This is a genomic window from Pseudomonas sp. GXZC, assembly GCF_026967615.1.
Taxonomy (GTDB): domain Bacteria; phylum Pseudomonadota; class Gammaproteobacteria; order Pseudomonadales; family Pseudomonadaceae; genus Aquipseudomonas; species Aquipseudomonas azotoformans_A.
In genome coordinates, this window is record NZ_CP114115.1 from 805,469 (window position 1) to 828,720 (window position 23,252).

The 23,252-nt window shown below is 62.5% G+C and carries 15 protein-coding genes and 1 pseudogene; 7 read left to right on the top strand and 9 right to left on the bottom strand.

The window, feature by feature from the left end; all coding sequences use genetic code 11:
- Positions 1–11 precede the first annotated feature (11 nt).
- The 7 genes from OZ428_RS03725 to OZ428_RS03755 all read right to left on the bottom strand — a co-directional run bounded on the left by OZ428_RS03725 (position 12) and on the right by OZ428_RS03755 (position 8,632).
- The gene (locus tag OZ428_RS03725; RefSeq protein WP_269132739.1) at positions 12–1,244 is read right to left on the bottom strand and encodes a DUF3426 domain-containing protein; all 1,233 of its coding nucleotides are present in this window, start codon (positions 1,242–1,244) and stop codon (positions 12–14) included.
- Between the two features lie 30 nt (positions 1,245–1,274).
- Positions 1,275–2,153, bottom strand: a complete 879-nt coding sequence (gene prmA, locus OZ428_RS03730) for a 50S ribosomal protein L11 methyltransferase (protein ID WP_038844717.1) — start codon at positions 2,151–2,153, stop codon at positions 1,275–1,277.
- 327 nt (positions 2,154–2,480) lie between these two features.
- Entirely contained in the window at positions 2,481–3,842 is a 1,362-nt protein-coding gene (gene accC / locus OZ428_RS03735) for an acetyl-CoA carboxylase biotin carboxylase subunit (RefSeq protein WP_010213490.1), read from the bottom strand.
- Positions 3,843–3,859: 17 nt separating this feature from the next.
- Positions 3,860–4,321 (bottom strand): acetyl-CoA carboxylase biotin carboxyl carrier protein, encoded by a 462-nt coding sequence (accB, locus tag OZ428_RS03740; protein WP_017136744.1) that lies wholly within the window; start codon positions 4,319–4,321, stop codon positions 3,860–3,862.
- 24 nt (positions 4,322–4,345) lie between these two features.
- Positions 4,346–4,801 (bottom strand): type II 3-dehydroquinate dehydratase, encoded by a 456-nt coding sequence (gene aroQ / locus OZ428_RS03745; RefSeq protein ID WP_010213488.1) that lies wholly within the window; start codon positions 4,799–4,801, stop codon positions 4,346–4,348.
- A 145-nt stretch (positions 4,802–4,946) separates the two neighbouring features.
- Complete coding sequence (locus OZ428_RS34575) at positions 4,947–5,495, bottom strand: methyl-accepting chemotaxis protein (RefSeq protein ID WP_442964831.1); 549 nt, start codon at positions 5,493–5,495, stop codon at positions 4,947–4,949.
- Positions 5,496–6,961: 1,466 nt separating this feature from the next.
- Positions 6,962–8,632: a response regulator gene (locus OZ428_RS03755; RefSeq protein WP_033897341.1), complete on the bottom strand. Its 1,671-nt coding sequence runs from the start codon at positions 8,630–8,632 to the stop codon at positions 6,962–6,964.
- A gap of 389 nt (positions 8,633–9,021) precedes the next feature.
- Between OZ428_RS03755 and OZ428_RS03760 the strand changes: the two genes are divergently transcribed.
- From OZ428_RS03760 to OZ428_RS03780, 5 genes are all read left to right on the top strand, one after another.
- On the top strand, positions 9,022–9,999 hold the full coding sequence (locus OZ428_RS03760; RefSeq protein ID WP_442964832.1) for a DUF2333 family protein: 978 nt from the start codon (positions 9,022–9,024) through the stop codon (positions 9,997–9,999).
- A 2-nt stretch (positions 10,000–10,001) separates the two neighbouring features.
- Positions 10,002–10,538, top strand: coding sequence for an NUDIX hydrolase (locus OZ428_RS03765; RefSeq protein ID WP_061435152.1), 537 nt, complete (start codon positions 10,002–10,004; stop codon positions 10,536–10,538).
- A gap of 182 nt (positions 10,539–10,720) precedes the next feature.
- Entirely contained in the window at positions 10,721–11,092 is a 372-nt protein-coding gene (locus OZ428_RS03770; protein WP_012722004.1) for a translation initiation factor Sui1, read from the top strand.
- 143 nt (positions 11,093–11,235) lie between these two features.
- Complete coding sequence (gene speA, locus OZ428_RS03775) at positions 11,236–13,149, top strand: arginine decarboxylase (protein ID WP_033897339.1); 1,914 nt, start codon at positions 11,236–11,238, stop codon at positions 13,147–13,149.
- Positions 13,150–13,247: 98 nt separating this feature from the next.
- The gene (locus OZ428_RS03780; RefSeq protein ID WP_269132742.1) at positions 13,248–14,141 is read left to right on the top strand and encodes an alpha/beta hydrolase; all 894 of its coding nucleotides are present in this window, start codon (positions 13,248–13,250) and stop codon (positions 14,139–14,141) included.
- On the opposite strand, the gene OZ428_RS03785 is transcribed toward OZ428_RS03780, so the two are convergent.
- Positions 14,086–15,423, bottom strand: coding sequence for an MATE family efflux transporter (locus OZ428_RS03785; RefSeq protein ID WP_033897337.1), 1,338 nt, complete (start codon positions 15,421–15,423; stop codon positions 14,086–14,088). The genes OZ428_RS03780 and OZ428_RS03785 overlap by 56 nt on opposite strands.
- Before the next feature lie 152 nt (positions 15,424–15,575).
- On the opposite strand from OZ428_RS03785, the pseudogene OZ428_RS03790 reads away from it, so the two are divergent.
- Positions 15,576–20,474, top strand: a pseudogene (locus OZ428_RS03790) (alpha-2-macroglobulin).
- 35 nt (positions 20,475–20,509) lie between these two features.
- Here the strand turns inward: OZ428_RS03790 and OZ428_RS03795 are convergent.
- Positions 20,510–20,803 carry a hypothetical protein gene (locus OZ428_RS03795; RefSeq protein WP_016977007.1) on the bottom strand — a complete coding sequence of 98 codons (294 nt, stop codon included), beginning with the start codon at positions 20,801–20,803 and terminating at the stop codon, positions 20,510–20,512.
- 90 nt (positions 20,804–20,893) lie between these two features.
- Here OZ428_RS03795 and pbpC point away from each other — a divergent pair, with 90 nt between their 5' ends.
- Positions 20,894–23,224, top strand: a complete 2,331-nt coding sequence (gene pbpC, locus OZ428_RS03800) for a peptidoglycan glycosyltransferase PbpC (RefSeq protein WP_269132743.1) — start codon at positions 20,894–20,896, stop codon at positions 23,222–23,224.
- The last annotated feature ends 28 nt before the right edge of the window (positions 23,225–23,252 follow it).

The following is a 23,252-nucleotide window of genomic DNA, read 5'->3' on the forward strand; positions in this document are numbered from 1 at the left end:
CACGAACCGATTCACTCGGGCGAGTGAAAGCTCAGGCTGTAATTCACGGCTTTGTTGCCGGGATCGAGGATGTCCAGGGAGATATGGATCGGGGTTTGCGAGGGCATTTCGCTAACACCGGCCAACTCACCGCTGAGGTATTCGGCGGGCTTGAAGCGACGACTGGCAATCAGGCTGCCATTCAAATCGGCAAACCGCAGCTCCAGCAGCGGAAAGGGCTGGGAGAAGGTCGCGCGGTTATAGATGATCGCGTCCACCACCAGTGCCCCGGCGAAATCCGGGTGGCTGCGTACCACCAGGTTGCTGCTCTTGATGTGGGCGATATCGACCCGTGATGGCACGGTGCAACCCAGTGTGGGGCACAATTGCTGGAACCACGGGCGATAGGCGTCCTGGCGGGCCAGGTCGTCGAATTGATAGGCGATGTACTGGCCGGCAAGACCGCCGGCGGCGATCAGGACCAGCAACAGCCAGACCAGGCGACGGCCCCAGCCCGACGGGCGCTTTTGTGCGTAGAGGTGCAGCGGGTCGTCTTCGAGGTCCAACAGTTGGTCGTCTTGCACGCTCGTTTCGGCGCGCGAGCGCTTGCGACGGGGTTTGGGGCGTTCTTCGGGTTCTACGTCATCGGCCGATTGGGTCAGCGGCGTAAACGGCGGGTCGATGTCGTCATCGTCGGGCGTTGAGCGCAGTGGCGGCTCATCGTCGATATCGTCGGTGTGGAACGACATGGAGGGTTCGGTGCGCTGCTGAGTCGCAGGATCGGGCGCGTCTTCAGTGACGTGAATGCGCTCTTCAGGCGGCTCGCTGAACAGGCTCGCCGCCCATTTCTCTTCTTCGGCCTTGACCGTGTCGCGGCTGGCGCTGAAGGATTCTTCCTTTTGGCGGCGGTCGGTGCCGGGCTGGCGACGATCTGCGCCCATCGGCAACGTGTGCTGAATCTCGCGGCGTTCCAGCTTGGCCAGTTCTTCGTCCAGGTCCAGGTTGTCCAGGTCCAGCTCTTCGGCAGTCCACCGCTTCTGGCTGATGGCTCGCGCGGGCTCCGGCGTCAGCTCTGCCGGCACTTCTGGCACTTGCGGCTCAGGCGCGGACGCCTGGCCGCGCTGCTCCAGCAACTGACGAGCGGCATTGAACACTTGCAGGCATGAGCCACAGCGCACCACGCCACGGGCCACGCTCAATTGAGCGTGGTTGACGCGAAAGCGGGCTTGGCAGTGCGGGCACTGGGTGACGAAACTGTCGGTCATGCGGCTATCCGATTCAGGCAAGCGCTCATTCTAGCGCCGACGACCGCTGATGCGTACCCAGCCATCGCGGTTGGCGATCGGGTCCAGCTCGAAATCCTTGGCGTAGGCAGCAGCGACGTCTTCGCCTTGCTCGGCCAGGATGCCCGACAGCGCCAGGCGCCCGCCCGGCTTGACCAAGCTCGACAATTGCGGCGCCAGGGACACCAGCGGGCCGGCGAGGATGTTGGCGACCAGTACGTCGGCCTGCACCTGGGGCAGGTCTTCAGGCAAATACAGTGGGAATTTGCCTTCAGGGACATTGTTGCGTCCGGCGTTATCGCGGGAGGCTTCCAGGGCCTGCACGTCGATATCGGTGCCCACGGCTTCCTTGGCGCCCAGCAACAGGGCGGCAATCGCCAGGATCCCCGAGCCGCAGCCGAAGTCCAGCACGTGGCTGTCGGTCAGGTCCTGGCCATCCAGCCACTCCAGGCACAGCGCGGTGGTGGGGTGGGTGCCGGTGCCGAACGCCAGGCCTGGGTCGAGCAGCAGGTTGACCGCGTCTGGCTCAGGCGCGGCGTGCCAGCTCGGCACGATCCACAGGCGCTGGCCGAAACGCATCGGCTGGAAGTTGTCCATCCAGCTGCGTTCCCAGTCCTGGTCTTCGATGACTTCGCTGTGATGCTCCGGCAGCGGGCCGCCGGTGAGCAGTTCCATATGGGCCAGCACGGCGGCGGCATCGGTGCCGTCTTCGAACAGGGCCAGCAAATGGGTGTGGGACCACAGCGGGGTGGTGTTGAGTTCAGGTTCGAAGATCGGCTGGTCTTCGGCGTCCATGAAGGTCACTGAAACGGCGCCGACTTCAAGGAAAGCGTCTTCATAGGTTTCGGCTTGTTCTGGGCTGATGGCGAGACGGACTTGCAGCCAAGGCATGGCGGGCACCTTTGAAAAAATGAATGTGCGACTACATCTGTCGCGAAAGCGCGGGAGTTTACGCGAGCGCATGATCTGTGGCGAGGGAGGCTTTTGCTGTGAGTGGGCTTGTTGTGGTGAGCGGGCTTGCCCCGCGTTGGGGCGCGAAGCGGCCCTAATCCAGACACCGCATTCATCCAGGTGAAACGCGTCGGCAGGCTTTGGGGCGGCTTCGCCACCCAGCGCGGGGCAAGCCCGCTCACCACAACAAGCCCGCTCGCCACAGAAATTGTACTGCCTTTCAGAAACAACAAAACCGCCCGAAGGCGGCCTTGTTGGTTGGAGCACTTACTGGTTAGCCAGCTTGTGTTCCAGGTAGTGAATGTTCACACCACCTTCGCAGAAGCCTTCATCGCGGACCAGGTCCCGGTGCAGCGGGATGTTGGTCTTGATGCCGTCAACCACGATTTCGTCCAGGGCGTTGCGCATACGGGCCATGGCCTCGTCGCGGGTGGCGCCCCAGGTGATCAGCTTGCCGATCAGCGAGTCGTAGTTGGACGGAACCTTGTAGCCGCTGTACAGGTGCGAATCCACACGTACGCCGTTACCGCCGGGCGCGTGGAAATGCTTGACCAGGCCAGGGCTTGGGATAAAGGTTTTCGGGTCTTCGGCGTTGATGCGGCACTCCAGGGAGTGGCCGTGCATCTTCACGTCGTCCTGGGTGAAGGACAGCGGGTTGCCGGCGGCGATGCTGAGCATCTCCTTGACGATGTCGATACCGGTGACCATCTCCGACACCGGGTGCTCTACCTGCACACGAGTGTTCATCTCGATGAAGTAGAAACGACCGTTCTCGTACAGGAACTCGAAAGTGCCCGCGCCACGGTAGTTGATGTCGATGCACGCCTTGACGCAACGAGCCAGTACTTCCTGGCGCGCTTTTTCATCCAGGCCCGGTGCCGGAGCTTCTTCCAGAACCTTCTGGTGACGACGTTGCAGCGAGCAATCGCGGTCGCCCAGGTGGATGGCGTGGCCTTGGCCGTCGGACAGTACTTGCACTTCCACGTGACGTGGGTTGGTCAGGTACTTCTCCAGGTAGACCATCGGGTTGCCGAACCAGGCCCCCGCTTCGGAGCGAGTCTGCTTGGCCGCTTCGATCAGGTCTTCTTCCTTGTGCACCACGCGCATGCCGCGACCACCACCGCCACCGGCGGCCTTGATGATCACCGGGTAGCCGACTTCGCGACCAATGCGCAGAGCGGTTTCCTCGTCTTCCGGCAGCGGGCCGTCGGAACCTGGAACGGTTGGCACGCCGGCCGCGATCATGGCGTCCTTGGCCGAAACCTTGTCACCCATCAGGCGAATGGTTTCGGCTTTCGGGCCGATGAAGGCGAAGCCGGATTTTTCCACCTGTTCGGCGAAATCGGCGTTTTCCGCGAGGAAGCCGTAGCCAGGATGGATGCCATCAGCGCCGGTCACTTCCGCGGCCGCGATGATGTTCGAGACTTTCAGGTACGAGTTCGTGGCCAGTGGCGGGCCGATGCAGATGCTTTCGTCCGCCAGTTTCACGTGCATCAATTCGGTATCGGCCGTCGAGTAAACAGCGACGGTCTTGATGCCCTCTTCCTTACAGGCGCGCAGGATACGCAGCGCGATCTCGCCGCGGTTGGCGATCAGGACTTTTTGCAGTTTCTTCGCAGGTTTCAACATCGAAGGCGCTCCGCGGTTCAAACGATGGTGAACAGCGGCTGGTCGTACTCAACCGGCTGACCGTTTTCTACCAGGATGGATTCGATGACGCCGGCTTTTTCCGCGGTGATGTGGTTCATCATCTTCATCGCTTCCACGATGCAGATGGTGTCGCCCACTTTCACGGTTGCGCCGACTTCAACGAAGGCTGGCGAGGTCGGTGCAGGGGTGCGGTAGAAGGTACCGACCATTGGCGACTTGACCACGAAACCGTTCAGCGCAGGTGCAGCTGGAGCGGCAGGTGCAGCGGCAGCAGCAGGTGCGGCGGCTGGAGCAGCAGCCGGCGCCGGTGCTTGCATCTGTGGCGCGTAGAACTGTTGGGCCGGGGTCTTGCTGTGGCGGCTGATCCGTACGGACTCTTCGCCTTCCTTGATTTCCAGCTCGTCGATACCGGATTCTTCCAGCAGTTCGATCAGTTTCTTAACTTTACGGATATCCATGAATCATCAACTCCCAAGGGTCGGTCAGGGGCGCTTGGCCGGTTGTTCAAGTTGTTCCAGGGCGGCCTCCAGGGCCAGTCGGTAACCGCTGGCGCCAAGGCCGCAGATCACACCTACCGCTACGTCGGAGAAGTAGGAGTGATGGCGGAAAGCTTCGCGTTTGTGCACGTTCGACAAATGCACTTCGATGAATGGGATGCTCACCGCCAGCAATGCGTCACGTAATGCAACGCTTGTGTGTGTAAAAGCGGCGGGATTGATCAGGATAAAGTCCACGCCTTCGCCACGCGCGGCATGGATGCGATCAATCAATTCGTACTCGGCATTGCTTTGCAGGTAGAGCAGATGGTGGCCGGCTTCACGCGCCCTGCGTTCCAGGTCGAGGTTGATCTGGTCCAGGGTGACTGCCCCGTAGACGCCCGGTTCACGGGTGCCGAGCAGGTTCAGGTTGGGTCCGTGAAGAACCAGTAAGGTCGCCATCGGCTGTTCCTTGTTATTGATGTGGGTACGGCAGAACCCGGCGACTATGCCGCAAAGCCTTTGTGACTGTCCAGTTCTATGCAGTAGGCAGCACGATTAGCGAGGATAGCGCGAAATTTGTGACTGTGAGGCCGGATTCGGTCAGTTACACACGAAACGCCTGCACGGCGGTGTTGAGCTGCCCACCCAGCACCAGCAAGTGCTCACCTTGGCTGCGGCCTTGGCCGATTCGCAGCAAGTTGTCCTCACCCAACTGGTGAATCCGCTCGCTGTTGTCGCGAATCTCACTGACGGCGCCACTCTGCTGTGCCGTCACATCGGCGATGCGCACGGCGGTGTCGGAAATGGTCTGGATAGCCCCGACGATTTCATCCAGCGCGCCGTCCGCTGCCTGGGCTTGCTGGGCGGTGGCCTCGGCGTGCTCGACCTGAGCACGCATGCCTTGCACCGATTGATGGGCGGCGCTTTGCAGGCCGGCGATCAGGGCCTGGATCTCTGCAGTGGCGCCGGCGGTGCGTTGGGCCAGGGAGCGGACTTCGTCGGCCACCACGGCAAAACCACGTCCGGCCTCACCGGCACGGGCGGCCTCGATGGCGGCGTTGAGGGCGAGCAGGTTGGTCTGGTCGGCAATCGAGCGGATCACCGTCAGCACGCCGCCGATGGTGGCGGACTCTTCGGCGAGTTTTTCGATCATCTGCGCATTCTGCTGTACTTCGCCCACCAGGGCATGCAGCCCGGTCAGGCTCAGGCCGATCACACGTTGGCCCTGTTCCACGGCCTGGCCAGCACTGCGACTGGCGCCTGCTGCCTGGCTGGCATCGCCCGCGACTTGTTGGATGGTTGCTTCCAGTTCGCCCAGCGAATCACGGATCTGCGCGGTGTCCCCGGCCTGGCGTTCGGCGCCGTCGTGCAGGCCGCTGCTCAGTTCGGCCAGCGCACGGCTGCTGCCGGCGACTTCCTCGGCATTGCCGCGAATGGTGCCGACCAAATCCACCAGGTAAGCCCGTAGACGGTTCAGGGAAGCTTCAATGTCGTGCAGCTCGCGGTTGGTCTTGCCCAGGGCAATCGGCTGGCTGAAATCACCCTCGGCCCAGGTGGACAGGGCCGGTGCCAGGTTGGTCAGCACCCGTGCCAGGCGGCGTTGCAGGGTGTCGATCAGCAGCGCGATCAGCAGGATCAGGCCGATCATCACGCCTTGCATCAGGCGCACTTCGCCCTGGATCTTACCGTGCTGCGCGCGCACTACGGGCTCCAGACCGGCGATGGCTTGCTGCACGGTGTCGATTTTCTGGTGGGTCTTGGCGGCCAGGTCGGTGCGTTGCTGGATCTGCTCGCGGGTGCGCTTGAGTTCGGCGGGGTAGCGGGTGAGCAGGCTGTTGAGTTCACGCTTGAGGTCGACGCCTGTGTCCTGGGCTTCGGTTTTCTCGGTGTTTTCCAGGCCCATCAGCGCGGAAAAGTCGTCGGCGCTGGATTCGGCACTGGCTTTCACACCCAGCAGCGGCAGCGTTTCCAGCACATCGGCTTGGCTGCGGATGCTACCGACTTCGCGCTCCACATCATCGGCCAGTTCCGCGCGCCCACTGCTCACCAGCTTGTCGCGGGCCAGCGACAGTTTGCCCAGGTGCTGCGACGCAGCCAGCAAAGGCGGCAGATAACGGGCTGCTTCAGCGGAGTTCACACCGATGGCGTACTGACTCAATTGCTCCAGGTTCGCGCCCAACTCGCGCTCGGCCTGCAGTAACAAGGCTTGCGGGTCGCCCGCCAGTTTGCCGGCCGCCAGCAAGTCGGTCTTGCTGAACGCATCCAGGTCCACCAGGCTCGGGCGCAGGTTTTGCGCGAGGTCCGCCGGCAACTCATCCAGGTGCTGCAACAGGCTTTCCAGGCTTTGGCTGGCGCTGCTCAAGCGCAGGGCATCACCGCTGGACAGGTAGTCGTCGATATTGCGCGCCGCCTGGTTCTGGAACGTCTGGGACAACCCCAGGTAGCGCTCCATCAGCAAATACGGCCGTTCCAGCGCGCGCTGCGACCACCACAGGGTCGCGCCCAGCGCCAGGCACACGGCCACCAGAAGAAGGGTGTTGAGATTGGTCAGCAGCTTCAGGCGCATGCGTGGTTTCAACCGACAGCAAAAGATAAGTGCCTGAAGTTATTGCGTTTTCATTACAGGGTTATGACCGAATCAGTGGATTCTGGTGAAAAGGTGGCACTTTGCTTTGACGTGCGCGCGGCTTGCACCCGGTTGCGTCCCGCATCCTTGGCGCGGTACAGCGCCTCGTCGGCCTGGGCTGCCATCATCAGGCTGTCGGAACCATCGCATAGCTCCACCAGCCCGGCGCTGAAGGTGCACCACAAGTCCTGGGGTTGGGCGGGGTAGTGGATTTCGGCAAAGCGCCCACGGATTTCATCCAGCACTTTGCACGCCGATTCCAAGTCGGTATCCGGCATCACAATGGCGAACTCTTCACCGCCGTAGCGCCCGATGTAATCGGTCTTGCGCAGACGCTGCTTGAGAAACAGCGCCAGGCTCTTGATCACGCGGTCGCCCATGGGGTGGCCGTGGCTGTCGTTGACCCGCTTGAAGTGGTCGATATCGAGCATGGCAAAGCTCAACGGCTTGTTCTCGCGGCGCGCGCGGAAGCTGCAGTCTTCGAGCAATTGCAGGATGTGGGTGTGGTTGTACAGGCCGGTCAGGCTGTCGCGCACCATCCGCGCCTTGAGGTTGCGCGCACGCGCGGCGCGGTTGCGTACGGTGGTGATCAGGTGGCGCGGCTTGATCGGCTTGGTGAGAAAGTCGTCGCCGCCTTCGCTCATGGCGTCCAGCTGTTTATCCAGATCGTCTTCGGCCGACAGGTAAATGATCGGCACGCTCACATAACGGTCGTTATGACGGATGACCTTGGCCAGTTCAGTGCCGGTACAGGCGGGCATGTACATGTCGAGGATGATCAGGTCGGGCTGGAAGTCCGCCAGTTCGGCCATGGCCTGGATCGGCTCGATCAGCGTGCGGGTGACGATGCCGGCGCTGTTGAGCAGGCGCTCGGTGTGCAGCGCCTGGGCCCGGGAGTCGTCGATGATCAGCACCTTGTACGGTTCGTACTGGGCGACGCAGGTCAGCACTTCGATCTTTTCCAGTAGGCTGGAGGCTTCCAGCGTGCCGGTGAGGAATTCCTGGCCGCCAGCGCGCACGGCGGCCAGGCGGGTCGGGGTATCGGTTTCGTGCAGGCTGAAAAACAGCAGCGGCAGCTTTTGCTCCAGGCCTTCCTGGGCTTCGGCGGCGAGCTTGAGGCCCAGGCCAGTGCCACAGAAGTCTACGTCCATCACAATCGCCGAAGGCAGGCGCTCGGCCATTGACGCGCGAAAGGCCGCCACGCTGTCGAGGGACTGAGCACTCATGCCAAAGAATTCCAACTGCTTGGCCAGCCGCTCGGCGCGGTCGTGATCGGCCAGCATCACGTAGATCGGCTTGCGCATGGGCGGCAGGAAGGTTTGTTCCAGCTGGTCGCCCTGGCGCAGGCCGGTACGGGACAGGCGCTGCATCAAGCGGTTGAGTTCGGTGATCAGGTGGCTGCTCAAGCGGCCACGGTTTTCGTCCACCGCCTTGAGGGATTCACCGATATGACGCGCCAACTGGCCGTGTTCGGGCTGTTCGAAGCGCTCGGCAAAACGCAGCAGGCGCAAATTGGCCTCGCTGAGTTCGGACAGGTCGGCGCCGGACCATTCGCTGCGTTGCAGGCGCTGCCAGATCTCAAGAATTTGACGTGCCTGATGAATTACCCGCTGGGCAAAATGCTGCTTGAGGCGCTCACGGCTGGGGTCTTCTGGCTCGGTCATATCCTGACTACTAGTTAGGGTGCATGCTGAGGTCGACTGATGGCTCTATGCTAGCACCATCTTTCCGATGGGATGAGTGTCATACGTCAATAAACTGCGTGCCCGTCGCATTCAGTTGCTGACTGGAGGGTCGCGCTGCGTAAAAAGCGTGCATCCTTTATAGTCGAACGTCCCCTGTGCGCCAGTTTGGCGAAAAGCCCCGCACGGGTGGGCACGATGGGGTAGGGTTGTGGTCGGAGTGTTTGAACGCACGCCATCAATTCAAGTGCATGAACTCAAGTGATTGAAAGGATATCGCCATGCTGGACTGGAAAAACCGTGCAGGCAGCGCCAAAGGCCCTGCGCCTGAGCCCAAGTCGGCCAACCGCGGCTATTTTCGTACCGTGCTGATGAGCCGTGCCGTGCTCAGCGTGCTCGGCCTGTACCTGTTGATCACCGGCGCCCTGGGTTGGTACTGGAGCGAAGAGCCGGCGCTGTTTCCGGTGCAGCAGAATGCGCAGCTGGCCGCCGAGAAGGAAGGCAAGCAGATGGTGGTGGGCTACACCACGGTCGAAACCCTCAAGACCGTGGTCGGCACTTTGCTGAACAAGCCCGGTGGCTACATTTCCAACGACCGCTTCCCGCCAGGCCTGTGGATGGACAACATGCCGAGCTGGGAATACGGCGTGCTGGTGCAGGTGCGTGACCTGACCCGCGCCCTGCGTAAAGATTTTGCCCGCTCGCAGTCGCAGTCGGCCGAAGACGCGGACTTGGCCAAGGCCGAGCCACGCTTCAACTTCGACAACAAGAGCTGGGTGCTGCCATCCAGTGAGTCGGAATACCAGGAAGGCATCAATTCCCTGAGCCGCTACGAAGCACGCCTGTCCGACCCGAACCAGCGCGGCGCGCTGTTCTATGCGCGTGCCGACAACCTGAACAACTGGCTGGGCGACGTCGCCACGCGCTTGGGTTCGCTGTCGCAACGCCTGTCGGCCAGTGTCGGCCGGGTGAAACTGAACACCGCACTGAAAACCGAAGCCCTGGCGCCGGGTGAAGTGCCGCAGGTCGATGAAGAAGTGGTGGAAACCCCATGGATGCAGATCGACAACGTGTTCTACGAAGCCCGTGGCCAGGCTTGGGCCTTGTCGCACTTGCTGCGTGCCATTGAAGTCGATTTTGCCGATGTACTGGCCAAGAAGAACGCCACGGTCAGCGTGCGCCAGATCATTCGTGAGCTGGAAGCCTCGCAGGAACCGGTTTGGAGTCCTATGATTCTTAACGGCAGTGGCTTCGGGGTACTGGCGAATCATTCGCTGGTGATGGCCAACTACATTTCCCGGGCCAACGCTGCAGTGATCGACTTGCGTCAGCTCCTCAACCAGGGTTGATGATGGACGCTACTCAAAAGGAGGCCGCACACCGCGCGGCTTCCGATGCTGAACTGATCTGCTGGGTCGACGAGCAGGACCACCTGCTCGGCCACCTCGTGCGGTCCGACCTTCGCCAGCGCGGCCTGATTGGCCGTTGCACCTTCATATTCCTGTTCAACTCCAAGGGTGAGCTGTGTGTGCATCGGCGCACCCTGAGCAAGGCGTTGTACCCCGGTTTCTGGGACACGGCGGCGGGCGGCATGGTGGCGCAAGGAGAGTCGTATGCCGTGTCGGCAGCGCGCGAGCTGGAAGAGGAGTTGGGTGTCGGTGGCGTGGAATTGGTCGAACATGACCACTTCTATTTCGAAGATGGCGACAGCCGGCTCTGGTGCACCTCCTACTCTGCCGTCTGGGACGGGCCACTGCGTCTACAGCCGGAAGAGGTCATGGAGGCGCGCTTTTTACCCCTTGAAACAGTCCTGCAGGAGGCTGGGCAAAAGCCTTACTGCCCGGATGCCCAGGAAGGGTTGCGGCGTTATCTGGCCTCGCGTCGCTAAAGTTGCATAAATTGGCGCCATTTGACTCTTAGCAAGTCGGCTTTTTGTGGTTACACTGCGCGACTTTTCACCCGAACCGCCTTGGCGGTCCGGTAGCGCTGCCCCTGCCTGAGTGGGGCTTCGCGGTCGGTTCACCGCTTTGCGGGTGCCGATCAGTCTTCATCCTCCCAAGAGGATTGCCGGTGGCCAAAAAAGCCGCATCCTTCGCCGCCCTTGGTGGCCTGGTATTTTCCACCGACGCAGGTCGACACTGCCCGGACTGTCGTCAGCCCGTGGATTCGTGTACCTGCAAACAGACCCTGATCCCTGAAGGCGACGGTATTGCCCGCGTACGCCGCGAGAGCAAAGGCCGTGGCGGCAAGACGGTGACCACCATCACCGGCGTGCCGTTGGCCGAAGAAGCCCTGAAGGAACTGGCCACGACGCTGAAAAAACGCTGTGGCACCGGAGGCGCGTTGAAAGACGGCGTCATCGAGATCCAGGGCGATCACGTCGAGTTGCTGTTGGCCGAGCTGATCAAGCTCGGGTACAAGGCCAAGAAGTCCGGCGGCTGAAAGCCTCTTCCCGACCTGTGTCTAAACTCTGTCCTGCGCGTGGGGTCCTACCTTGCACGCAGGCAAATCGTCATTTTCATTCTTTAGACTGCGCCAGCCTCAGATAGGGGCGGTGCCTTCGACTTCATTTATAGGGGACTTCGATGTCCGTACGACGCACACGCAAAGACGATGGCAGCCAATGGACAGTTGCGGACAGCCGCAGTGTTTACGGGATTCGCCATTGGGGGGCCGGGTATTTCGCGATCAATGATGCCGGTCGCGTTGAAGTCCGTCCGAACGGCCCGAACAGCACGCCGGTCGACCTGTACGAACAAGTCGACGAGTTGCGCAAGAGCGGCCTGTCGTTGCCGTTGCTGGTGCGCTTCCCCGACATCCTGCAAGACCGTGTACGCCAGCTGACCGGCGCTTTTGATGCGAACATCGAGCGCCTGGAATACCAGAGCAAGTACACCGCGCTGTACCCGATCAAGGTGAACCAGCAGGAGGCGGTGATCGAGAACATCATCGCCACCCAGAACGTGTCGATTGGCCTGGAAGCCGGCTCCAAGCCTGAGCTGCTGGCCGTGTTGGCCCTGGCGCCGAAGGGCGGCACCATCGTTTGCAACGGTTACAAAGACCGTGAGTTCATCCGCCTCGCGCTGATGGGCCAGAAACTCGGCCACAACGTGTTCATCGTGATCGAGAAAGAATCCGAAGTTGAACTGGTGATCGAAGAAGCCGCCAGCCTCAAGGTCAAGCCACAGGTTGGCCTGCGCGTGCGTTTGTCGTCGCTGGCATCGAGCAAGTGGGCGGACACCGGTGGCGAGAAATCCAAGTTCGGCCTGTCGGCGGCGCAACTGCTGTCCGTGGTCGAACGCTTCCGCGCGGCGGGCCTGGACCAGGGTATCCGCCTGCTGCACTTCCACATGGGCTCGCAGATCGCCAACCTGGCGGACTACCAGCACGGGTTCAAGGAAGCCATCCGTTACTACGGCGAGCTGCGCAACCTCGGCCTGCCGGTGGACCACATCGACGTCGGCGGTGGCCTGGGCGTGGACTACGACGGTACGCACTCGCGTAACGCCAGCTCGATCAACTACGACATGGACGACTACGCCGGCGTGGTCGTGGGTATGCTCAAGGAATTCTGCGACGCGCAGAGCCTGCCGCACCCGAACATCTTCTCCGAAAGCGGCCGCTCCCTGACCGCCCACCACGCCATGCTGGTGGTGCAGGTCACCGACGTCGAGAAACACAACGACGAAATCCCGGTGATCGAGAATAAAGAAGCCCTGCCGGAAACCGTGCAATGGCTGGTGGACCTGCTGGGTCCGACCGACATCGAGATGGTCACCGAAACCTACTGGCGTGCGACGCACTACATGAGCGACGTGGCTACCCAGTACGCCGACGGCAAGCTGACCCTGGCCGAGAAAGCCTTGGCCGAGCAATGCTACTTCGCCGTGTGCCGCCGCCTGCACAACTCGTTGAAGGCCCGCCAGCGCTCGCACCGCCAGGTACTGGACGAACTCAACGACAAGCTGGCCGACAAGTACATCTGCAACTTCTCGGTGTTCCAGAGCCTGCCGGACACCTGGGCCATCGGCCAGGTATTGCCGATCCTGCCGCTGCACCGCCTCGATGAAGAGCCGCTGCGCCGCGCCGTGCTGCAAGACCTGACCTGCGACTCCGACGGCAAGATCAAGCAGTACGTCGACGAGCAGTCCATCGAGACCAGCCTGCCGGTGCATGGCTTGAACGAAGGTGAGGACTACTTGCTGGGTATCTTCCTGGTCGGTGCTTACCAGGAAATCCTGGGCGACATGCACAACCTGTTCGGTGACACCGACTCGGTGAACATCTACCAGCGTGAAGACGGTTCGGTGTACAGCGCCGGTATCGAGACCCACGATACCATCGAAGACATGCTGCGTTATGTGCACTTGTCGCCGGAGGAGTTGATGACCCATTACCGTGACAAGTGTGCGAGCGCGAAGATCAGTGCGTCGGAGCGTACCCAGTTCCTGGATGCGTTGCGTCTGGGCCTGACGCGTTCTTCGTACCTGTCCTCGTAACCGCGTAAAACTCGGTCATTGTGGTGAGCGAGCTTGCCTCGCGCGGGGCAAGCCCGCTCACCACATTAGTCTGTCTTCACACGTATAAGGGGTTGGCGATGTCGAGAGTATTCTTGCAAGCGTTCACCCTGGCCGTCGCGGCATGCCTTGCGGCCTGTTCGCCCATCAAAGTGCTCAACGCACTCACCCCCTCCAACACCTTCACCAAAACTTCAGCCATCGCCTACGGCGATGATCCCCGGCAAAAACTCGATATCTACCGGCCTGTCCCTGTTATCTCCAATGCTCCAGTCGTGGTGTTTTTCTATGGCGGCAGCTGGAACAGCGGCTCCAGGGACGACTACGGTTTCGTCGGCGAAGCCCTGGCCTCACGCGGCATCGTGGTGGTGATCGCCGATTACCGACTTTACCCGCAAGTGCGTTATCCCGCTTTCCTCCAAGACAACGCCCACGCCGTTGCCTGGACCTATCAACACGTCGCCCAATATGGTGGTGATCCCCAACAGCTCTATGTCATGGGGCATAGCTCCGGCGCCTATAACGCGTCGATGCTGGCGCTGGATGCGCGTTGGCTGAAAGAGGTTGGCCTGACGCCGTCAATCTTTAAAGGCTGGATCGGCCTGGCCGGGCCCTATGACTTTCTGCCGATTGAAAACCCTGACGTGAAACCGGTGTTTTTCTTCCCCGATTCACCGCCGGATTCCCAGCCGATCAACCACGTCAGCCGTGACGCACCGCCCAGCCTCTTGATCGCCTCGACGGATGACAAGCTCGTCAACCCCAAACGCAACACCGGCGGGCTGGCCCAGCAATTACGGGCGGCAGGTGTGCCGGTAGAGGAAGTCTATTTCGGCAAGACCAACCACCAGACATTGGTGGGGGCGATCGCCCGGCCCTTGCGTTGGCTGGCGCCGGTACTGGACCGGGTCACCGCGTTTATCCAAGCCACTGGTCCTGTCGGTTCAAGCGCCAGGCAATCGCCCACAAAGTAAGGCTGCGCAGGGCCATGAAGAGCAGGAAGGTTATCCACAGCCCGTGGTTACCCAAACCCTGCAACGCCCAGGCGAAGGGCAGTGTCAGCAAGACGGTCAGCAGCATGCCATTGCGCATCTCCCGCGCGCGGGTGGCGCCGATGAACAAGCCATCCAGCAAGTAACTCCACACTGCAATCAGCGGCAGTATCGCCAGGTAAGGCAGGTAGAGGTCGGCGGTTTCGCGCACGCTGGGGATGTCGGTCTGCATGGCGATAAAGAGGTGGCCGGCCACTGTGAAGAGCAGCGCAAAGCCGATGCTCGCGATCAACGACCAACCGCCGGCCACCACCAATGAACGGCGCAAGGCCTGGCGGTCGTGGGCGCCGATTGCGTGCCCGCACAGGGCTTCGACCGCATGGGCCAATCCATCCAAGGCGTGGGCGGCCAGCAACAGGCCGTTGAGCAGCAGCGCGTTGGCGGCCACGGTGGCGTCGCCCAGGCGCGCGCCTTGCACCGTGATCATGAAAAACACCGATTGCAGCGCGAGGCTGCGGATAAAAATGTCGCGGTTGACCGCCAGCAGTGGGCGCCAGCTCTCCCACAGTTTGAGTGCGGCCCAGGCAATATGGCCGGGGTAGGCGCGCAGGGCTTTTTGCGTCATCGCCAGGCCGAGCAAAGCGCCGGTCCATTCCGCCACTACGGACGCACGCGCCGAGCCGACCACACCCCAATCCAGGCCGAGGACGAACCACAGGTTCAACGCGATGTTGACCAGATTGGTGGTCAGCAGGATCGCCAAAGGCGCGCGGGCGTTCTGCGTACCGAGAAACCAGCCGACCAATGCGTAGCTCGCCAATGCGGCGGGCAGGCCGAACAGGCGGGTATGGAAAAAATCCTGGGTCAGTTGATTGAGTTCGGGTGAAGGCTGCATCCACTCCAACGCCAGATGGCTCAGCGGAATGCCCACTGTGCCCAAGAGCATCGCCAGGCCCAGTGCGAGCAACAGGCCTTGCAGCAGGATCTGCCGCAGCGCCGCCCCATCATTGCGCCCGGCAGCCTGGGCGGCGAAACCGGTGGAACCCATGCGCAGGAAACCCATGGCCCAGGCGAGGAAGGTGTACAGGCTGGCGCCGACCGCGACGGCGCCCAACTGGTGGGCGTGGGGCAGGTGGCCGATGACCATGCTGTCCACCAGCGCCACCAACGGCACCGAGATGTTCGACAGGATCATCGGCGCGGCCAGGGCCCAGACGCGGCGGTGGGTGGGGCGATGGCGCCAGTCAGTGAGTAAGGTGGGCATGCAGGCTCCTTCAGAGGAGCGGCATTGTAACCGGGCATTGGCAGCGCGGCAGAACCAAACCACCCTCCGTCGGTCAATGTGACCAGCACCTCATCGGCCCCACGCGGGCTGATATATAGTTCACCCTCGGCCCCTCCCACTACGAGTGCCCCATGCTTAACAAAGGACTGTTCCTGGCTTGCGCGCTGGCCCTGCTGAGCGCCTGCGATTCCTCCGATAAACCGGCTGCCCCGACCGCGCCCGCGGCGGCGACGATTGCGCCCAAACCGGCCAAGGCCGTGGTGGATGTGGCGGCGCTAAAACAGCGTTACGCCGGGCGCGAGTTGAGCGTGGTGGACGTGTCCGAAGTGCAGCTCGACGGCGCCAGCACGCTCTCCGTGAGCTTTTCCATCCCGTTGGACCCCGATCAGAAATTCGCCGACAAACTTCACTTGGTGGACAGCAAGTCCGGCAAGGTCGATGGCGCCTGGGAAATCTCCGACAACCTGATGGAACTGCGTCTGCGCCACCTGGAACCGCAGCGCAAGCTGGTGCTCACGGTCGACGCCGGTGTGAAGGCCGTCAACGACAATACCCTCGCCGCCGAATACAGCGCGCGCCTGGAAACCCGCGACCTGCAAGCCACTGTCGGCTTTGCCAGCCGTGGCACCTTGCTGCCGACGCGCCTTGCCGAAGGCCTGCCGGTGATCGCGCTGAACGTCGACAAGATCGACGTCGAATTCTTCCGCATCAAGCCTGAATCCCTGCCCACCTTCCTCGCGCAATGGGGTCGCAACACCAGCCTGCAAAGCTATGAGTCCCGCGAACTGCTGCCGTTGGCCGAACTGGTCTACGGTGGCCGTTTCGACCTGAACCCGGCGCGCAACACCCGTGAAACCCTGCTGCTGCCGATCGCCGGCCTCAAGCAATTGCAACAGCCAGGCGTGTACCTGGCGGTGATGCGGGCTTCGGGCACCTACAACTATTCCCAGCCGGCCACGCTATTTACCCTGAGTGATATCGGCCTGTCGGTGCACCGTTATGCCAACCGCCTGGACGTGTTTACCCAGGCGCTGGAAGGTGGCAAGGCGCTGGATGGCGTCGACCTTGAAGTACTCGACGCCGAAGGCCGTGTGTTGGGCCAGGGCAAGACCGAGAAGGGCGGACACGCCGAGTTGCCATTGCCGAAAAAGGCCCAGGTGTTGCTCGCCAAGCAAGGTGAACAGACCAGTATGTTGCGCCTCGACAGCGCGGCGCTGGACTTGGCCGAGTTCGACATCGGCGGCCAACCCTCCCACCCTTTGCAGTTCTTTGTATTCGGCCCGCGTGACCTGTATCGCCCTGGCGAAACCGTGCTGCTCAATGCCCTGCTGCGGGACAAGGACGGCAATGCCGTCAAGCCGCAGCCGGTGAGCGTCGAAGTGCGTCGACCGGATGAGCAGGTCAGCCGCAAATTCGTCTGGGATGCCGACGCCTCTGGCCTTTATCAATATCAACTGCAACTGGCTGGCGAAGCGCCGACCGGGCGCTGGCAGTTGGTGTTTGACCTGGGCGATGGCAAACCGCAGCTGTATGAATTCCTCGTCGAAGACTTCCTGCCCGAGCGCCTGGCGCTGGAACTCAAGGGCAGCGACACCCCGCTGAAGCCGGCGGACGACGCGGTGATCCAGGTCAACGGCCGTTACCTGTACGGCGCGCCTGCCTCGGGCAATCGCGTCAGCGGCCAAGTCTATGTGCGGCCGTTACGCGAAGCGGTCAAGTCGCTGCCGGGCTATCAGTTCGGCTCCGTCACCGAAGAAGAACTGAGCCAGGATTTCGAACTGGAAGAAAGCGTGCTCGACGCCAAGGGCCAGGAAGCGCTGACCCTTGAAAGCAAATGGGCCGAGGCCAAGTCGCCGCTGCAACTGATCGTGCAGGCCAGCCTGCAAGAGTCAGGCGGACGGCCGATCACCCGGCGCCTGGTGCAGCCGATCTGGCCCGCCGAGCAACTGCCGGGCCTGCGCGGACTGTTTGATGGCAAGGAAACCAACGGCGACGGCCCGGCGGAGTTCGAAGTGCTGCTGGCCAACCAGGACGGGCAGAAGCTCGCCGCGCCGAACCTCAAGGTGCGCCTGGTGCGTGAGCGCCGCGACTACTACTGGAACTACTCCGAGAATGACGGCTGGAGCTATCACTTCAACGAGAAATTCCTCAACCTCGACGAACAGACCCTGAACATCAAGGCGGGCGACACCGCCAAAGTCAGCTTTCAGGTGGAGTGGGGCCCGTACCGCGTCGAGGTCGAAGACCCGCAGACCGGCTTGGTCAGCAGCCTGCGCTTCTGGGCTGGTTACCAGGCCCAGGACAACACTGAAGGCGGCGCCGTGCGGCCTGATCAGGTCAAGCTGGCGCTGGATAAACCGGCCTATGGCGATGGCGATACGGCCAATGTGACCGTCACGCCGCCGGCTGCGGGTAAGGGCTACCTGCTGGTGGAGTCTGCGGAAGGCCCATTGTGGTGGCAGGAAATCGAGGTGCCGGCTGAGGGCAAGAGCTTCGCGGTGAAGCTTGATCCGAAATGGTCGCGTCATGATTTGTATGTCAGCGCCTTGGTGATCCGCCCCGGCGAGCGCAAAGCCAACATCACGCCCAAACGGGCGGTGGGCCTGCTGCACCTGCCGCTGGATCGCACCCAGCGCAAACTCGGCGTGACCCTCAGCGCGCCGGAAAAAATGCGCCCCAAACAGCCGCTCACCGTGAAAATCGCCGCCAAGAATGCCGATGGCAGCGTGCCGAAACAGGTGTATGTGCTGGTCGCTGCCGTGGACGTGGGCATCCTGAATATCACCGAATACCCGACGCCGGATCCGTATTCCAGCCTGTTCGGTCGCAAGGCCTACGGTGTGGACCAATTCGATATCTACGGTCAGTTGATCGAAGCCGGCCAGGGCCGATTGGCCAGCCTGGCATTTGGTGGCGACGCGGCACTCGCCAAGGGTGGCAAGCGCCCGGACACCAGCGTGACCATCGTCGCCCTGCAAAGCGCCCCCGTGACGTTGAACGAGCAAGGCGAGGGCGAAGTCAGCGTCAATATTCCCGACTTCAACGGCGAGCTGCGCCTGATGGCCCAGGCCTGGAGTGACGATCGCTACGGCATGGCCGAAGCCAAGACGGTGATTGCCGCCCCGCTGATTGCCGAGCTGTCGGCGCCGCGCTTCATGGCAGGTGGCGACCAGACCTCGTTGGCGCTGGACCTGTCCAACCTGTCGGGCAAACCGCAGAAACTTGATGTGCAATTGAGCGCCGATGGGCAGTTGGAGCTGGTCAACGGCGGCGCGCAAACCGTCGAACTCAAGCAAGGCCAGCGCACCACCCTGCGTATCCCGGTGAAAGCCTAGGGCGGGTTGGGGCAGGGCAAGGTCAAGGTGACGGTGAATGGCCTGGATCTGCCGAGTGAGAACCTGCCGCCGTTTACGCGCGAATGGACCCTGGGCGTGCGCCCGGCTTATCCGGCGCTGCTCAAGCACTATCGCGCGGTGCTGAAGGATCAACCGTGGAGCTTGCCGGCGGGGACGCTGGATCAGTTCGATGCGTCGGGACGCCAGGCGCTGCTGAGCCTGTCGAGTCGGCCGCCGCTGAACCTCGGTGCGCAGATCAGTGCGCTCAAGGCCTACCCTTACGGTTGCCTGGAGCAGACCGCCAGCGGCCTGTACCCGTCGCTGTATGCCGACGATGCATTGCTCAAACGCCTGTCGATCAAAGGCGAGTCGGACAGCGAACGCAAACGCAAGATCGAGCTGGGCATCGAACGCCTGCTGGGCATGCAGCGCTACAACGGTAGCTTCGGGTTGTGGGGCGCGGATGGCGAAGAGGAATATTGGCTGACGGCTTACGTCACCGACTTCCTGCTGCGCGCTCGCGACCAGGGTTTCGCGGTGCCGCCTGAAGCCTTGAAAAAGGCCAGCGAGCGTCTGCTGCGCTACGTGCAGGAACGCAACCTGATCGACGTCGACTACAGCGACAACGCCGACCACACCCGCTTTGCCGTGCAGGCCTACGCGGGCATGGTGCTGGCGCGCAGTCAGCAGGCGCCGTTGGGCGCGTTGCGCAGCATCTTTGAGCGCCGCAGTGATGCGCGCTCCGGTCTGCCACTGGTGCAGTTGGCCATCGCGTTGCAGAAGATGGGTGACCAGCCGCGTGCGGACCAGGCGTTGCTCGCCGGCCTGGCGGCGCAGCGTAATGCCAATGAATGGCTGGCCGACTACGGTAGCCCGTTGCGCGACCAGGCGATGATCCTGGCTTTGCTGGAAGAGAACGACTTGGCCAAGGGCAAGCGCGAGGAGCGCTTGTTCACGCTGTCGGATCAACTGGCGGCTAGCCCGTACCTGTCGACCCAGGAGCGTAACTCGCTGTTCCTGGCCGGGCGCCTTGGGTTTGCTAAGCCTGATGCGAACTGGCAAGTGTCATTGACGGGCAGTGGCGGTGTGCAGGAACTGAACAATCAGCAGTCGACGCTGGAATTGGAAGGCAAGTTGCTGTCCAGTGATCTGACCTTGAGCAATCAGGGTGAGACGCCGGTGTACCAGCAATTGACGATTTCGGGATATCCACAGGTGCCACCGGCACCGGGTGGCGACAACCTGAGCATCCGCCGCGAATACCTGGGCATGAACGGCCAGCCGTTGAACCTGCGCAGCCTCAACAGTGGCGATCTGGTGCTGGTGCATTTGGCGGTGAGTGCCAAGCAGCGGGTGCCGGATGCGTTGGTGGTGGACCTGTTGCCGGCTGGCCTGGAGCTGGAGAACCAGAACCTGGCGCAAAGCGCCGCCAGCCTGGAAAACGCCAGCAGCCAAGTGAAGGAGTGGCGTGAGTCGATGCAGAACGCATCGCTCAAGCACCAGGAGTTCCGTGATGACCGTTACGTGGCGGCGATCAACCTGGAAGGCTCCGGCACCACGCACCTGCTGTACCTGGCACGTGCCGTGACACCAGGTACTTACCGTGTGCCACCGCCGCAAGTGGAGTCGATGTACCGGCCGAACTGGCAGGCGGTGGGTGAGACGCCGGCGGATCTGGTGATCAAGGGGCGTTAATGTAAAACGGGGCCATGTTCGTCATGGCCCCGTTGTTAATGCACAACCCAGCTCAGTAGCCACAGGCCCAACAGCAACCAGATAATCCCCATGATGATCGATGCCCGCATAAAGGCGCGCACCGCCGAATACAGCAGCATCAGGCCGATGATCAGGGTGATGATGCTGATGATCGAGGTGTCCATGCCCAAGGTGCGGGACAGGCCATCGATAAAGTTGCCACCGGCATTGGTCAGCGCACCGAACAGGCCGCTGAGCCCGTCGACGATAAAACGGATGATGGAACCGAGCGCCTGGCCCAACCAGCCGAAAAAGCTTTCTACCTGCATATGTGTGTCCTGATGAGAAGGTGGGCGTATCTGTGCCTTTGGTTGTTATTGCAACAGGCTAGTTCCCTACCAGCATAGAGGTTTGCCCGTTTGAGTTTGCGTTTAGTTGCCCGTTGGACCTTGGCCGGCCTGTTGTTGGTGCTGGCCTTGCTGTGGCTGGCCGACCGCATCTGGCCGCTCCCCTTGCCCAAGGATGACCTGGCGCGGGTGGTACTGGCCGAGGATGGCACGCCGTTGTGGCGGTTTGCCGATGCCAATGGCGTGTGGCGCTACCCGGTCAAAACCAGCGAAGTATCGCCGTATTACCTGGACGCGCTGCTGACGTATGAGGACCGTTGGTTCTACCAGCATCCCGGCGTGAACCCGCTGGCGCTGGCGCGGGCGACCTGGCAGAACCTCACGGGGGCGCGGGTGGTGTCGGGCGGCAGCACTTTGTCGATGCAGGTGGCGCGGTTGCTGGATCCGCATTCGCGCACCTTCCACGGCAAGTTGCGTCAGTTGTGGCGCACGGCGCAGTTGGAATGGCACCTGTCCAAGGGCGAAATCCTCAACCTCTACCTGAACCGCGCACCGTTCGGCGGTACGTTGCAGGGTGTGGCGGCGGCCAGTTGGGCCTACCTGGGCAAATCCCCTGCGCAACTGACCCACGCCGAAGCCGCCTTGCTCGCCGTTCTGCCCCAGGCGCCCAGCCGGTTGCGCCCGGATCGCCATCCCCAACGTGCCCAGCAAGCCCGCGACAAAGTGCTGCGCCGCCTCGCGGAGTTCCAGGTCTGGCCACAATCGGCCGTCGATGAAGCCCTGGAAGAACCGTTGCTGCTCGCCCCACGCCTGGAGCCGAGCCTGGCGCCCCTGCTCGCGCGCCGCCTGAACCGCCCCGACAGCCCGCCGCTGATCCGCACCACTCTGGATGCCACGTTGCAACGCCGTCTTGAAGACCTGCTGCTGGGTTGGCGCGCGCGGCTGCCGGAGTACACGTCCGCCGCGATCCTGGTGGTGGAAGAGGAAAGCATGGCCGTGCGCGCCTACCTTGGCTCGGTGGATATCAACGATGCCAAGCGCTTCGGCCATGTGGACATGATCAGCGCCTTGCGTTCGCCGGGCTCCACGTTGAAACCGTTTCTCTATGGCATGGCCCTGGATGATGGGCTGATCCACTCCGAATCCTTGTTGCAGGATGTGCCCCGGCGTTATGGCGATTACCGGCCGGGCAACTTCTCCATGGGGTTTACCGGTGCAGTGCCGGCGAGTACGGCACTGTCGAGTTCGCTCAACCTGCCGGCGGTGCAGTTGCTGGAGGCCTACGGGCCCAAGCGCTTTGCTGCGCAAATGCGCATCGGCGGTGTGCCGTTGGCGCTGCCGGCGTTGGCCGAACCGAACCTGGCGCTGATCCTGGGCGGCGCAGGCAGTCGCCTCGAAGACCTGGTGAGCGGCTACAGCGCCTTCGCCCGTGACGGCAGGAGCGCCGCTATTCGATTACAGCCGGACGATACGCTCAGGGAACGGCCGTTACTGTCGCCAGGGTCCGCCTGGATTGTGCGGCGTATCCTCAGCGGCCAGGCGCGGCCCGACCGTGACCCACGTGCCGAACTGGTGCAACGCCCGGTGCTGGCCTGGAAAACCGGCACCAGCTACGGTTTTCGCGATGCCTGGGCCATCGGCGTGGGGCCGCGTTATCTGATCGGCGTGTGGATCGGCCGCCCGGACGGCACGCCGGTGCCGGGCCAGTTCGGCCTGGCCTCGGCCGCGCCGTTGATGTTGCAGGTGCATGACGTGCTGACCAACCGCGACAGCCAGCGCGGTATCAGCGCCCCCGTCAAACCGGTTCCGGCCAATGTCGGCGTGGCGGCGATCTGTTGGCCGCTGGGCCAGCCCATGAGCCGCAGTGACCCCAATTGCCGGCGCCAGCGCTTTGCCTGGACCCTGGATAACACCACGCCGCCCACCTTGCAGGCACTGGACCAGCCGTTGAGCGTGGGCTTGATGGAAAGCGTGTGGGTCAATGCCAAGGGCTTGCGGGTCGACGCCCATTGCCCCGGCGCCGAGCCGAAAAACATCGCCCTGTGGCCCGCGCCGCTGGAACCCTGGCTGCCTCGGGTCGAGCGCCGCGAAGCACGCATCCCGGCCGCCGATCCCGAGTGTCCGCCTCCGGCATTGGCCGCGTCGTCGCCGTTGTCGATTGTCGGCGTGCGCGAAGGTGACCAACTGCGCCTGCCCGCCGCCAGCCAACAGGCCCTGCGCCTGAAAATCTCCGCCTTGGGTGGGAGCGGGCGACGCTGGTGGTTCCTCAATGGCGCGCCGCTGGGGGACAGCGCCAACCAGGACTTTATCAACACCAGTTTCGAGCGCCTGGGCCGCTACCAGCTGAGTGTGCTGGATGAGGCGGGGCAGACGGCCAGGATCGAATTCAGTGTGGTGGATTAACTTGCCTTCCGGCGCTTTCGGCCCGAAG

What these genes read in the sequence shown, in the direction of transcription:
- OZ428_RS03725 (WP_269132739.1), bottom strand. Translation starts at nt 1,244, where the DNA reads ATGACCGACAGTTTCGTCACCCAGTGCCCGCACTGCCAAGCCCGCTTT.
- prmA (WP_038844717.1), bottom strand. Translation starts at nt 2,153, where the DNA reads ATGCCTTGGCTGCAAGTCCGTCTCGCCATCAGCCCAGAACAAGCCGAA.
- accC (WP_010213490.1), bottom strand. Translation starts at nt 3,842, where the DNA reads ATGTTGAAACCTGCGAAGAAACTGCAAAAAGTCCTGATCGCCAACCGC.
- accB (WP_017136744.1), bottom strand. Translation starts at nt 4,321, where the DNA reads ATGGATATCCGTAAAGTTAAGAAACTGATCGAACTGCTGGAAGAATCC.
- aroQ (WP_010213488.1), bottom strand. Translation starts at nt 4,801, where the DNA reads ATGGCGACCTTACTGGTTCTTCACGGACCCAACCTGAACCTGCTCGGC.
- OZ428_RS34575 (WP_442964831.1), bottom strand. Translation starts at nt 5,495, where the DNA reads ATGATCGAAAAACTCGCCGAAGAGTCCGCCACCATCGGCGGCGTGCTG.
- OZ428_RS03755 (WP_033897341.1), bottom strand. Translation starts at nt 8,632, where the DNA reads ATGACCGAGCCAGAAGACCCCAGCCGTGAGCGCCTCAAGCAGCATTTT.
- OZ428_RS03760 (WP_442964832.1), top strand. Translation starts at nt 9,022, where the DNA reads ATGAGCCGTGCCGTGCTCAGCGTGCTCGGCCTGTACCTGTTGATCACC.
- OZ428_RS03765 (WP_061435152.1), top strand. Translation starts at nt 10,002, where the DNA reads ATGGACGCTACTCAAAAGGAGGCCGCACACCGCGCGGCTTCCGATGCT.
- speA (WP_033897339.1), top strand. Translation starts at nt 11,236, where the DNA reads ATGTCCGTACGACGCACACGCAAAGACGATGGCAGCCAATGGACAGTT.
- OZ428_RS03780 (WP_269132742.1), top strand. Translation starts at nt 13,248, where the DNA reads ATGTCGAGAGTATTCTTGCAAGCGTTCACCCTGGCCGTCGCGGCATGC.
- OZ428_RS03785 (WP_033897337.1), bottom strand. Translation starts at nt 15,423, where the DNA reads ATGCCCACCTTACTCACTGACTGGCGCCATCGCCCCACCCACCGCCGC.
- OZ428_RS03795 (WP_016977007.1), bottom strand. Translation starts at nt 20,803, where the DNA reads ATGCAGGTAGAAAGCTTTTTCGGCTGGTTGGGCCAGGCGCTCGGTTCC.